Origin of the sequence: Agreia pratensis (genome assembly GCF_900177685.1) — a bacterium.
Lineage (GTDB): Bacteria > Actinomycetota > Actinomycetes > Actinomycetales > Microbacteriaceae > Agreia > Agreia pratensis.
Map to the genome: position 1 here is coordinate 94,720 of NZ_FXAY01000003.1, position 12,458 is coordinate 107,177.

Annotated in this window: 10 protein-coding genes; 6 read left to right on the forward strand and 4 right to left on the reverse strand. The window is 64.9% G+C overall.

Annotation, left to right across the window (positions count from 1 at the left end; translation table 11 throughout):
• The first annotated feature begins 14 nt into the window (after positions 1-14).
• Together B9Y86_RS10035 and B9Y86_RS10040 are read left to right on the forward strand one after the other, a co-directional pair.
• Complete coding sequence (locus B9Y86_RS10035) at positions 15-635, forward strand: sigma-70 family RNA polymerase sigma factor (RefSeq protein WP_176223328.1); 621 nt, start codon at positions 15-17, stop codon at positions 633-635.
• Positions 632-874 carry a zf-HC2 domain-containing protein gene (locus tag B9Y86_RS10040; protein ID WP_055780631.1) on the forward strand — a complete coding sequence of 81 codons (243 nt, stop codon included), beginning with the start codon at positions 632-634 and terminating at the stop codon, positions 872-874. Before B9Y86_RS10035 ends, B9Y86_RS10040 begins: the two co-directional genes overlap by 4 nt.
• A 51-nt stretch (positions 875-925) precedes the next feature.
• Here the strand turns inward: B9Y86_RS10040 and B9Y86_RS10045 are convergent, their stop codons facing one another.
• Positions 926-4,753, reverse strand: a complete 3,828-nt coding sequence (locus B9Y86_RS10045) for a multifunctional oxoglutarate decarboxylase/oxoglutarate dehydrogenase thiamine pyrophosphate-binding subunit/dihydrolipoyllysine-residue succinyltransferase subunit (protein ID WP_176223329.1) — start codon at positions 4,751-4,753, stop codon at positions 926-928.
• A gap of 190 nt (positions 4,754-4,943) precedes the next feature.
• Between B9Y86_RS10045 and guaB1 the strand changes: the two genes are divergently transcribed.
• The 3 genes from guaB1 (at position 4,944) to B9Y86_RS10060 (ending at position 8,884) form a co-directional block, all read left to right on the forward strand.
• A complete protein-coding gene (gene guaB1, locus B9Y86_RS10050) occupies positions 4,944-6,383 on the forward strand; it encodes a GMP reductase (RefSeq protein WP_085485618.1) in 1,440 nt (479 codons plus the stop codon).
• A gap of 103 nt (positions 6,384-6,486) precedes the next feature.
• Positions 6,487-7,854: a hemolysin family protein gene (locus B9Y86_RS10055; RefSeq protein WP_244894710.1), complete on the forward strand. Its 1,368-nt coding sequence runs from the start codon at positions 6,487-6,489 to the stop codon at positions 7,852-7,854.
• Positions 7,841-8,884 carry a hemolysin family protein gene (locus tag B9Y86_RS10060; protein ID WP_425319470.1) on the forward strand — a complete coding sequence of 348 codons (1,044 nt, stop codon included), beginning with the start codon at positions 7,841-7,843 and terminating at the stop codon, positions 8,882-8,884. Before B9Y86_RS10055 ends, B9Y86_RS10060 begins: the two co-directional genes overlap by 14 nt.
• Before the next feature lie 28 nt (positions 8,885-8,912).
• On the opposite strand, the gene B9Y86_RS10065 is transcribed toward B9Y86_RS10060, so the two are convergent.
• Both B9Y86_RS10065 and B9Y86_RS10070 read right to left on the reverse strand, forming a co-directional pair.
• The gene (locus tag B9Y86_RS10065; protein ID WP_085486306.1) at positions 8,913-9,998 is read right to left on the reverse strand and encodes an NADH:flavin oxidoreductase/NADH oxidase; all 1,086 of its coding nucleotides are present in this window, start codon (positions 9,996-9,998) and stop codon (positions 8,913-8,915) included.
• A 20-nt stretch (positions 9,999-10,018) separates the two neighbouring features.
• Positions 10,019-10,654: an HAD family hydrolase gene (locus B9Y86_RS10070; protein ID WP_085485622.1), complete on the reverse strand. Its 636-nt coding sequence runs from the start codon at positions 10,652-10,654 to the stop codon at positions 10,019-10,021.
• Between the two features lie 52 nt (positions 10,655-10,706).
• On the opposite strand from B9Y86_RS10070, the gene B9Y86_RS10075 reads away from it, so the two are divergent.
• A complete protein-coding gene (locus tag B9Y86_RS10075) occupies positions 10,707-11,609 on the forward strand; it encodes an ADP-dependent NAD(P)H-hydrate dehydratase (protein ID WP_244894711.1) in 903 nt (300 codons plus the stop codon).
• Positions 11,610-11,644: 35 nt separating this feature from the next.
• On the opposite strand, the gene B9Y86_RS10080 is transcribed toward B9Y86_RS10075, so the two are convergent.
• Positions 11,645-12,349, reverse strand: a complete 705-nt coding sequence (locus tag B9Y86_RS10080; protein WP_085486310.1) for a YceI family protein — start codon at positions 12,347-12,349, stop codon at positions 11,645-11,647.
• Between the last annotated feature and the right edge of the window lie 109 nt (positions 12,350-12,458).

Genomic DNA, 12,458 nt, shown 5'->3' on the forward strand with positions numbered 1-12,458 from the left:
TAGACTCTGCTCTGATGAGCAACTCCACACCTGATACCCCTCCGGCGGCAACCCCAGATCCGCGGGATCTGTTCGAGGAACAGGCGATACCGTTCCTCGACCAGCTGTACGGCGCTGCCCTGCGCATGACGCGCAACCCTGCTGACGCTCAAGATCTGGTTCAAGAGACCTTCGTCAAGGCCTATGCGGCCTTCGGTCAATTCGAGCAGGGCACCAACCTCAAGGCGTGGCTCTACCGCATCCTCACGAACACGTTCATCAATACCTATCGCAAGAAGCAGCGCGACCCCTACAAGGGCACCATCTCCGACATGGAGGACTGGCAGCTGGGCGAGGCCGAGTCGGCGACGGCCATGTCGAGCCGCTCCGCCGAGGCGGAGGCCATCGACCATCTGCCCGACAGCGCGGTCAAAGACGCTCTTCAGTCGATTCCCGAAGATTTTCGTCTGGCGGTCTATTTCGCCGACGTCGAAGGTTTCTCCTATCAGGAGATCGCCGATATCATGAAGACCCCTGTCGGCACAGTGATGAGTCGCCTGCACCGAGGCAGACGACTTCTCAGGGGACTTCTGACCGACTACGCAGCAGATCGCGGCATTCGTGTCGCATCGAAGACGGGGAGCACGAAGAAATGACCGATTGCGGTTGCGACAAGGCCAAGGCGGAACTCGAGGAGTATCTGCACAACGAGCTCTGCTCGACGGACGCTGAGGACATTCGAGAGCACCTCGCCGGATGCGTCGACTGCGAGTCGGAGCTTCACGTCGGACGCGTGCTGACCGAGGCTGTTCAACGTGCCTGCCGCGAGACCGCGCCTGGCGACCTGCGCGATCAGGTGCTTCTGAAGATCCGCACGATCCAGGCGACGCACTGACGAACAAATGATGGTCGGTTTCTCGAGCGGGGCTCGAGAAACCGACCTTCGTCACTTCTCGGTGGCGCGCTCGATCAGCTCAGTCTGCTCGACGGCGTGACGCTTGGCGGAGCCGGCCGCGGGCGATGCTGCGGCGGGCCGTGAGACGACTCGCACAGAACGCCCGAGATGCGGCGCGACCTCGACCGCCACGAATGGCCAGGCACCCTGGTTCTCAGGCTCGTCCTGCACCCACACCACCTCGGCATTCGGATACTGATCCAGAACAGCCTTCAGCTCGTTGACCGGTGCGGGGTAGTACTGCTCGAGGCGCACGAGAGCGATCTGGTCGTCGGGCTTCTTCTGCAGCTCGTTGAGCAGGTCGTAGTGGATCTTGCCCGAGTGCAGCAGAACCCGGGTGACCGAGGCCTGGTCTGTGATGCGGTTGTCATCGATGACCGGCTCGAACGTTCCGTTCGTGAGGTCGGGCACGTCGCTCGTGGCACCGCGGAGTCGAAGCATGGCCTTCGGAGTGAAGACGACGAGCGGCTTGCGCGGGCGAGCGTATGCCTGTCGGCGCAGCAGGTGGAAGTACGAGGCCGGCGTCGACGGACGAGCGACGGTCATATTGTTCTCGGCACACAGCTGCAGGTAGCGCTCGATGCGTGCAGACGAGTGGTCGGGACCCTGGCCCTCGTAACCGTGGGGGAGGAGCAGGACGAGCGACGAACGCTGCGCCCACTTCTGCTCCGCCGATGAGATGAACTCGTCGATCACGATCTGGGCGCCGTTGGCGAAGTCGCCGAACTGGGCCTCCCAGAGCACGAGGGCGTCGGGGCGTTCGACCGAATAGCCGTATTCGAAGCCCATCGCGGCGTATTCGCTCAGCAGTGAGTCGTAGATCCAGAATCTGGCCTGGCTCTCGCTCAGGTTGGCCAGCGGCAGCCACTCCTGACCATTCTCGCGATCGTGCAGAACGGCGTGACGCTGAACGAACGTTCCGCGGCGCGTGTCCTGACCGGCGAGGCGCACGGGTGTGCCCTCGAGCAGCAGTGAGCCGAGCGCGAGGAGCTCGGCGAACGCCCAGTCGATTCCGCCGGAGCGGCTCATCTCGAGGCGCTTGTTCAGCAGCTGCTGCAGCTTGGGATGCACCGTGAAACCGGCGGGCTTGTTCTGGAACGCGTCGCCGATCTGGTGGATCGTCGACTCCGCGACCGCGGTCGAGAACGAGTCCGAGCTTGCCGAGTCGCTCTGCTGTGCGTCGGGCAACTCGAGGTCGGCGACGGCAGAACCGTCTGCCTTGATGACCGGAATCGACGAGGTCTGGGCGGCATGGGTCTCGGCGAAGGCACGCTCGAGGCGGTCCTGGAAGTCGCGGTGGGCTGCCTGGTACTCCTCTTCGGTGATGTCGCCACGACCGACCAACGACTCGGTGTAGAGACGGCGCACGCTGCGCTTCGCCTCGATGAGGTTGTACATGAGCGGCTGCGTCATCGAGGGATCGTCTCCCTCGTTGTGTCCGCGGCGTCGGTAGCAGATCAGGTCGATGAAGACATCGCGGTGGAACTGCTGTCGGTACTCGAAGGCGAGTTGCGCGACCCGCACGACCGACTCGGGGTCGTCACCGTTCACATGGAAGATGGGAGCCTGGATGGTCTTCGCGACGTCGGTGGAGTAGACCGACGAGCGGGACTCTCCGGGAGGTGTCGTGAAGCCGACCTGGTTGTTGATGTTGATGTGGATCGTGCCGCCGGTGCGGTAGCCGCGCAGCTGAGACATCTGAAGGGTCTCCACCACGATGCCCTGTCCGGCGAGGGCCGCATCTCCGTGGATCAGGATCGGCAGCGTCGAGAAGGTTCCGATCGCCTTACGGTCCTGCTTGGCCCTGACGATTCCTTCGAGCACGCCGTCGGCGGCCTCGAGGTGCGACGGGTTCGCGGCGAGGTAGACGGGGATCTCGGTGCCGTCGCTGCCGTGGAAGGTGCCCTCCGTGCCGAGGTGGTACTTCACATCTCCTGAGCCCTGAACAGTGCGCGGGTCTTGAGTTCCCTCGAACTCTCGGAAGATCTGGCCATAGGTCTTGCCTGCGATGTTCGTCAGAACGTTGAGACGGCCGCGGTGTGCCATGCCGATCGCGACCTCGTCGAGGCCCTCGTCTGCGGCGCCCTGGATGATCGCGTCGAGCAGGGCGATCGTGGACTCGCCGCCCTCGAGGCTGAACCGCTTCTGGCCGACATACTTCGTCTGAAGGAAGGTCTCGAAAGCCTCGGCCTCGTTGAGCTTGGCCAGGATGCGCATCTGCTCGTCGTGCCCGGGCTTGGCGTAGGGGCGCTCGACCTTGTCTTGGATCCACTTGCGCTGGGCGGGATCCTGGATGTGCATGTACTCGATGCCGGTCTTACGGCAGTAGGAGTCGCGGAGCACGCCGAGGATGTCGCGCAGAAGCGCGCTGCGCTTCGCGCCGAACTCGCCGGTCACGAACTCGCGGTCGAGATCCCAGAGTGTGAGCCCGTGGTTCTCGATGTCGAGATCGGGATGCGTGCGCTGGCGGTACTCGAGCGGGTCGATATCAGCCATCAGGTGACCACGAACCCGGAAGGCGTTGATGAGTTCCTGCACCCGGGCGGTCTTGTCGACGGCGTCGGAGAGGTCGACGCTGATGTCGGGGGCCCAGTGGATCGGCGCGTAAGGGATGCGCAACTCGGCGAAGATGTTCTCATAGAAGTTGCGCTCGCCGATCAGCAGCTCATGCACCTTGCGCAGGTATTCGCCGGATCCTGCGCCCTGGATGACACGGTGGTCATAGGTGCTGGTGAGCGTGATGATCTTGCCGATACCCAGGTCATTGAGCGTCTTCGGGCTGGTGCCCTGGAACTCCGCCGGGTACTCGAGGGCGCCGGCGCCGATGATGCAGCCCTGGCCCTTCATCAGACGCGGAACCGAGTGCACCGTGCCGATTCCACCGGGGTTGGTGAGCGAGATCGTGGTGCCCTGGAAGTCTGCCGCCGTGAGCTTGTTCGCGCGGGCGCGGCTCACCAGCTCTTCATAGGCGTGGAGGAACTCGTTGAAGCCCATCGTGTCTGCCCGCTTGATTCCTGGAACCAGGAGGGCGCGGGTGCCGTCGGGCTTCGGGATGTCGATGGCGATGCCCAGCCCGACATGGGCGGGAGCGACGACGGAGGGCTTTCCGTCTACCTCGTCGTAGTACACGTTCTGGCTACGGAACTCCTTCATCGCCTGCACGAGGGCCCAGCCGATGATGTGGGTGAACGACACCTTGCCGCCACGGCTGCGCTTGAGGTTCGAGTTGATGACGATGCGGTTGTCGATCAGCAGTTTGGCCGGGATCGATCGCACGCTGGTGGCCGTCGGCACGGTGAGGCTGGCGTCCATGTTGGTGGCCAGAGTCTTGGCCATGCCTCTGAGGGGTGTGACTGTGTCTTTCTCGACGTCGTCTTCGCTGCTGGCCGACTCGGTCGTGGTGTCACGCTTGGGAGCTGAGACGGGCGCCTCTGCCGGGATCGGAGCCTGCCGGGCCTGCACGCTCGTCGTGCGAGCCTCGGGCTGGCTCTCGCGCTGGTCGGCCACAGAGGCGCCGGACGGAGCCTCGGTCGAGACTGTCGCAACAGGTGACGTGGGCGGTGTGGCCGCACCGGAGGCTTCGGCGACCTGTTCTGATTCGGTTGCGGCGGGTGGAGCCTGCTCAGCCGTCACGGTCGATGCCGCCCCGCCCTTGGATACCACCGCCGAGTGGTAGCTCTCGAGAATCGGCCACCACGACTCGTCGACCGACTTGCGGTCTACCTTGAACTGCTCGTAGAGCTCCTCGACGAGCCATTCATTGGCTCCGAACTCCGACGCGCTCTCGTCGTTTTCCACTCCGGTCGTTTGGCTAGACAAGCCCGATCGCCCACTCTCTACATCGTGCATCGACAATTCGCCTGAAATCAGTACATTCATGACAGTCGTCAGCGCCCTGCATCGTTGCCGGAGGGCGCCCGACACGTTCAGGGTCAAGCCTAATCCCCTCAGCCTGAAGCGCCACCCGGCGAAGGGCTCGAGAGGCAGAGAAGCGACTACCGTTGGGGGTATGGAGTTCTATCACGCGACCGCGACCCACGACCTCACATATTCCGACGTCTTTCTCGTGCCGTCGCGATCGCAGGTCACCAGCAGGCTCGACGTGTCGCTCGCGCCGAACGACGGCACGGGAGCAAGCATCCCGATCGTCAGCGCGAACATGAATTCGGTCACAGGTCCCCGACTCTCCGCCACTCTGGCGAGGCGCGGCGGTCTCGGTGTTCTTCCCCAAGACATGCATCTGCAAGACCTCGATGCGGCGATTCGCTGGGTGAAAGCGCAGCCCGTCGAATTCGACACCCCGTTCGATTTCGGCCCCGACGACACCGTCGAGCAGGCGCTCCGTCAGGTCCCGGCGGTCGCAGGGCACGGACTCGTCATCCATGATTCAGCCGGCGTCTACCTCGGGTGCATCGCCGCGGCCAGGCTCGGGTCTGCTCTGCCCGATGCGCTGCTCGGTGATCTGTTGCATGGCCCGCTCACGGCGCTCTCCGCCGATGACATCGACTCGCCCCGAGAGGCGTTCGACGCGATGGTCGAGGCCGAGCTCGACTTCGCGCCGGTTATGCGGCACGGATCGGTCATCGGAACCCTGAGCCGCACCAGCGCACTCCGCTCCACCCTCTACACGCCGGCGCTCGACGCGCAGGGCCGCCTCCGGGTCGCCGCGGCCGTCGGTATCAACGGCGATGTCGCATCCAAAGCCCGCGCCCTCGCCTCGGCGGGCGTCGACGTGTTGGTGATCGATACCGCGCACGGTCACCAGGAGGGCATGCTGCGTGCCATCGAGACGGTGGCGAACGAGAACCTGGGCCTTCCCATCGTGGCCGGCAACATCGTGACAGCCGACGCCGTGCGCGATCTCGTCTCGGCCGGCGCCACGATCCTCAAAGTGGGAGTCGGCCCTGGCGCCATGTGCACCACGCGCATGATGACGGCGGTCGGTCGTCCGCAGTTCTCGGCTGTGCTCGAGACCGCAGACGCCGCTCGCGAGCTCGGCGCCCACGTGTGGGCCGACGGGGGAGTGCGCTATCCGCGCGACGTCGCGCTGGCGCTGGCCGCCGGAGCGTCGAGTGTGATGATCGGTTCGTGGTTCGCGGGCACGATCGAGGCGCCCGGCACGTTGAAGACGGATGCGACGGGTCGGCTCTATAAAGAGAGCTGGGGCATGGCGTCGACGAAGGCCGTGAAAGACCGCTTCGGGCGTCTCGACGCCTATGAGCTCGCCCGCAAGACGCTGTTCGCCGAGGGCATCTCGTCGAGCAGTATCTACCTCGATCCTCTGCGCCCGTCTGTCGAGGATCTGCTCGACATGATCACGTCGGGTGTGCGTAGTTCGTTCACGTACGCTGGCGCCTCCGATGTCGCCGAGTTCCACGACCGCGCACTGGTCGGAATCCAATCGGCCGCCGGATACGAAGAGGGCAAGGCGCTGCCCGTCAGCTGGTAGCGGCCCCGGCATCCGGGAGAGACCTGCCGGTATACTGGCCAGACAATGGACGACCCTCCCTCAGCCCATCCATCCTTTCTTCTGAGCAGTTCAGGCGGCACTCATGCCTCTTGACTGGATCATGTTCGGCGTCGGTATCGTTCTCACCTTCGGTACCGGCATCTTCGTCGCCAGCGAGTTCGCGCTGGTCAATCTCGATCGCAACGATCTTGAGACGCGGCAGAGTCGCGGAGCCACGGGCCTCGGCCCGACGATCGCGGCGCTGAAGATCACGTCGACGCATCTCTCGAGTGCTCAACTCGGCATCACGCTCACCACGCTTCTCACGGGTTACACCATGGAGCCGGCCATCTCGAACCTGCTTCGAGCGCCCCTGATCGGCGTCGGCATCCCCGAAGCCGTGGTGCCCGGTATCTCTGCGACGATCGCTATCGTCTTTGCCACGCTGCTGTCGATGATCGTGGGCGAGCTCGTCCCGAAGAGCTTCGCGCTGGCGTTGCCACTGCAGACGGCGAAACTGGTGATTCCGGCGCAACGACTCTTCACGATGGTGTTCAAGCCGGCGGTCAGTCTTCTGAACAACAGCGCCAACGGGTTGCTCCGGGCGGTGGGCATCGAGCCGAAGGAAGAGCTGTCCGGCGCGCGTACCGCGGAGGAGCTCTCGTCGCTCGTTCGCAGGTCGGCCATGCAGGGAAGTCTCGATGTCGACACGGCGACCCTGCTCAACCGCACCCTGCTCTTCTCCGGGCATACGGCATCCGATGCCATGACGCCGAGACCGCGGATCGCGAGCGTCAAGCGCACCGACAGTGCCGAAGATGTGATCACTCTCACCCGCACGACCGGGCACAGCCGTTTTCCCGTGCTCGATGACGACATCGACGACATCGTCGGGGTCGTGCACGTCAAACAGGCCGTCAGCGTTCCCCGGAACAGACGACACGATGTGCCCGCGGCGGCCCTCGCCTCGAGCGTCATCCGTGTGCCGGAGACCATGAAGCTCGACTCGCTCCTCGGCGAGCTGCGCGGCCGCGGATATCAGATGGCGATCGTGGTCGACGAGTACGGAGGAACCGCCGGCGTGGTCACGTTGGAGGACCTGGTCGAAGAACTCGTCGGAGAACTCGACGACGAGCATGACCGCTCGCGTGCCGGAGTGGTGAAGACGCTGAACTCCGTGTCGTTTCCCGGCATGCTTCGTCCCGATGAGCTCGCCGACCGCGCAGGCATCAGCGTTCCCGACGACGGCCCGTTCGAGACGGTGGCCGGCTACATGATGAGCGAACTCGGCCGGCTCCCGGTCGTCGGTGACACGGTAGAGCTGCCCACCGGCCAACTCGCCGTCGTTCGGCTCGACGGCCGGCGCATCGATCGCATCCGCTTCACGCCCATCGCCAACGACGAGGCCGCGGCGCCTGTCGACGCGTTGACCACCGATGACTCGAGCACGGAGGTGAATGACCGTGGCTGATTGGCTAGGGATCGTCTGGCTCGTTGTACTCCTTATGGCCAACGCCTTCTTCGTCGGCGCCGAGTTCGCTGTGATCTCCGCACGTCGCTCGCAGATCGAGCCCCTCGCGGAGCAGGGCAAGGCGAGTGCCAAGACCGCGCTCTGGGCGATGGAGCACGCGACACTGATGCTGGCCATGTGCCAGCTCGGAATCACGGTGTGCTCGCTGCTGATCCTCAACGTCTCCGAGCCCGCGATCCATCACCTGCTCGAGATTCCTCTGGCGTTCACCGGCCTGCCGGAGGAGGTCATCGGAACGATCGCGTTCGTCATCGCGCTGCTCATCGTCTCGTTCCTGCACGTCGTCTTCGGCGAGATGGTTCCCAAGAACCTGTCGTTCTCGCTTCCGGAGCGCGCCGTTCTGCTGCTCGCTCCGCCTCTCGTGTGGCTCGCCCGGATCTTCAGATTCGCGATCGTCGCGCTCAACGCGACCGCCAATTCGATCCTGCGGCTGTTCGGGGTCGAGCCGAAAGACGAGGCAGCGAGCGCGTTCACACTCGATGAGGTATCGACGATCGTGTCGCAGTCCACTCGCGAGGGGGTGCTGAGCGACACCACGGGTGCCCTCAACGCGGCATTCGAGTTCACGTCGAAGACGGTCAAAGACGTGGCCGTGCCTCTCGAGTCGCTCGTGAGCCTCTCAGACCATGTGACCCCGGCCGAGATCGAGCACGCCGTGGCCAAACACGGGTTCTCTCGCTACATCGTGGTCGACGAGGAGGGGCGTCCAGACGGCTATCTGCATTTGAAAGATGTGATCGACATCGATGCAGACGAGGTCGATCTGCCGGTACCCGCCAAGCGGATCAGACAGCTCGTCTCGATCTACGAGGGCACCGAACTCGAAGACGCGCTGGCCAGCATGCGTCGCACGAACGCCCACCTGGCACGCACGTTCTCCGAGTCAGGTCGCACGACGGGCGTGCTCTTTCTCGAAGACATCATCGAGGAGTTGGTGGGCGAAGTACAGGACGCGACTCGGCGACTCTGAATGGAGCCGCCGAGCGCGTGACGTGCTTCTAGCTCGGCCAGGCCGCCCGCAGATACTGTGACGGCCAGTAGTCGATGCTCGCGCCCAGCTCGTGAGCCGCTCTCAGCGCGAAGTGCGGGTCCCGCAGCATCTCGCGCCCGAGCATCACGGCATCGGCGCGTCCCTCATCGACGATCTGCGCCGCCTGCGTCGCGGTGGTGATGAGACCCACCGCGCTGACAGGAACGTCGCCTTTCGCCCCGACGTATTCGGCGAGGGGAACCTGATAGCCGGGCGTCGAGGGAATCGTGACGCCGGTGATGTTTCCACCGCTCGAGATGTCGAACACGTCGGCGCCGCGGTCTCTGGCCCACCGCGCCACAGTCGCGGTCTGCTGCTCGTTCCAGCCGTCCTCCACCCAATCGGTGGCCGAGAAGCGCACCAGAAGCGGAACCTCATCGCCCACCGCGGCGCGGATCTCAGAGACGATGCGCAGCAGCAGTCTTGCTCGGTTCTCGAGGCTGCCGCCGTAGTCGTCACCACGCTCGTTGCTGAGCGGAGACAGGAACTGGTGAAGCAGATAGCCGTGCGCGGCGTGGATCTCCAGAACGTCGAATCCGGCATCGATAGCGCGCAGCGCCGCCCTCACGAAGTCGTCGACAACACCGTCGATGGCCGCGGAATCCAACTCGGCGGGCGTCGCGTAGCCGGGGAATGCGAGAGGCGACGGGCCGACGGTCTGCCAGCCACCAGCATCCAGGGGAACCGAGCCGCGCTCGCTGGCCCAGGGTCGATACGTCGAGGCCTTGCGGCCGGCGTGGGCCAACTGGATGCCGGTCGTCGCCCCCTGACCGTGCAAGAAGTCGGTGATCCGTCGGAAGGCCTGCGTCTGCTCGTCGTTCCAGATTCCGAGATCTTGCGGTGAGATCCGGCCCTCGGGGCTGACCGCCGTGGCCTCGGTGATCACGAGACCCGCGCCACCCTGGCCGAAAGAACCCAGGTGCACGAGATGCCAGTCGGTGGTCATGCCATCGCGGGCCTCGGCGGAGTACTGGCACATGGGAGCGACCCAGATGCGGTTGCGGATGGTCACGCCTCGGATGCTGAGGGGCGTGAAGAGAGTGACGTCGTTCATGGTGATGGCTTTCGTCGTGGTCATATTGACGCGGAGATGGATGCTGCCCGGTCATCGAGGAAGGCACGAAGGAGGCTCGCGGTGGTGAACACGTGGCCGTCGATTCCGAGATTCGCCGCCCCGTCGACGTTGACGGCCTTGTTGTCGATGAAGATCATGTCGCTCGCATCGATGCCGAGCTCACGGAGCACATCGAGATAGATGGCGCTTTCGGGCTTGAGTCGACCCATCTCGGCGCTGACGAAGACCCGCTCGAAGAGGGCGCCCATCGGTCCGTGACGAAAGTAGTCGCCGAAGTCGAGGCCCGCATTCGAGAGCAGGGCGATGCGGGTGCCCCCATCGCGGAGCGCGAGGAGAACGTCATAAGTGTCGGGATTGACGCTCAGCCAGCTGCGATGGTCGGCGATCCAGAGTTCCTGAATACGCGACTCAGTGAATTCGACTCCGCCATGCCGTGCGATCTCGAGCCAATAGTCCCGGATGCTCAGAGTTCCGCCATCGAGTGCGTCGCGGTGCCCCCAATACGCAGGCCAGAACAGCTGCTCCGGGACTCCTGCGAGCGACAGCAGTACCTGGCGATCGGCTTCAGACGGGGAGTAGGAGATGACCTCGCCGTAGTCGAAGACCACGACCTTGCCGGGAATACTGATGGGCATGAAGCTCCGCAGATCGTCGAGGGTGGGGGTGCAATCAATCTATCGTGGAGCTGTGAGCGACAGGACCGAACGCACTCCGACACAACCGACCGACCGCACCGCCGACACGATCGAGTGGACCGCGGCAGACGCGGTGTCGGTCATCAGAGTGCCGCGAGCGAGCGACGACAAGTATCGCCGCGGAGTCCTTGGTATACGGACGGGGTCGAACACGTTCCCCGGAGCGGCCGTGCTGGGTGTGGATGCCGCGGCCAGGACCGGTGTCGGGATGATCCGTTATCTCGGTCCGGAGGTTCCGACAACCCTCGTGTTGCAGCGACGGCCGGAGATCGTGACAGCGCAGGGTCGGGTTCAGGCGTGGCTTTTGGGATCCGGCATGGATGCCGAACAGAGAACGGATGCCGAGACATCGCTCGTTCGGAGCGCACTCGGTGAGGGGGTGCCCTGCGTGATCGACGCGGGTGCTCTCGACCTCGTGCCCGAATCCGGAGCCCGCACGATCATCACACCCCACGCCGGTGAGCTCGCCTCTCTGTGGGGCCGTGCCGGTGTCACCGTCGAGCGATCCAGCATCTCTGACGACCCCGTGCACTGGGCAACCGCCACAGCGGAGCGTTTCGGCGTGACCGTGCTGTTGAAGGGGGCCCGCACGATCATTGCGGGTCCCACCACCAGCGCGACCATCGTGATCAGCGTGACGGCCGCGTCGAGCTGGGCGGCGACCGCCGGCTCGGGTGACGTTCTCGGCGGCATTCTCGGGGCGCTGCTCGCGACCAACGCGCCGTTCCTGGCCGACGAGAGCACCGACATCCTGTCACGTGTGGCGGCGACCGCTGCCTACGTGCATCAGGCCGCCAGCACCCGTGCGTCAGGCGGGGGCCCCATCACGGCTCTCGACATCGCGGAGTCCGTTGGCGTGACGATCGCAGAACTCCTCGGCCAGGACTCGCGCTGACCGGCAGCGCGCGGTACTTCTGACCTCGGCTGAGGTCAGCGCGGAGAGACGACCAGGGTGAAGTCGATCGAGCCCTCATTGTCGACACGCGCGAAACCGAGATCGATGGGCGTGATGCCATAGTCGTCGAACGACACGGGCACGTTTCCGGTGAGATTGAGGCGCCCGTTCTCGAGGTTGGCGGTGAGGGACACGTCGACGGCGCGGCTGACCCCGTGAAGATTCAGGTCACCGGACGCCGCCACGGTCACCGGCTTGCCGCCGAGCAACTCGTCGGTGAGCGTGATGGGTGACGAGAGCGTGAACAACGCCGTGGGGTAGTCGGTGGCGTCGAGGGCGGGGCCTCTGAAGTAGGCGTCGCGCGCGGCGTTGTCGGTGCTGATGCTGGCGACCTCGACGACGATGGTCGCGCTGGTGAGCACGCTGTCGTCGACGGTTGCTGACCCGGTGACACGGTCGGTGGTACCAGTGACGGTCGTGGCCGACCCGTTGACCACGGCGCCGACCGTGTAGCCCGCGCTCGAACCGTTCGCGATGGCCCAATCACCCGTCAGATCCGAGGTGTCATCCGCGTCGACCTGCGGCGAGACCGGGCGCACGGTGGGCATCACGCTCGGGGCCACAGCGGTCGGGCTCGCAGCGGCGCTGCTGTACATTATCGGACCGGCGACAGCGGCCATCGTGCCCAATGCGAGCACCGACGCGGAAACGCCGAAAGCAATGCTCGCAATTCTCTTCATGATCCGTCCGCGCTGGTTGGTGGGTGAACCGCAAGACAATCAGGCGGAGGTGATCCCTAGCTGGGAGCCAGCGGCGAGCAGCCTGTGCGCGGGCCTCCGCGGGAAGGAT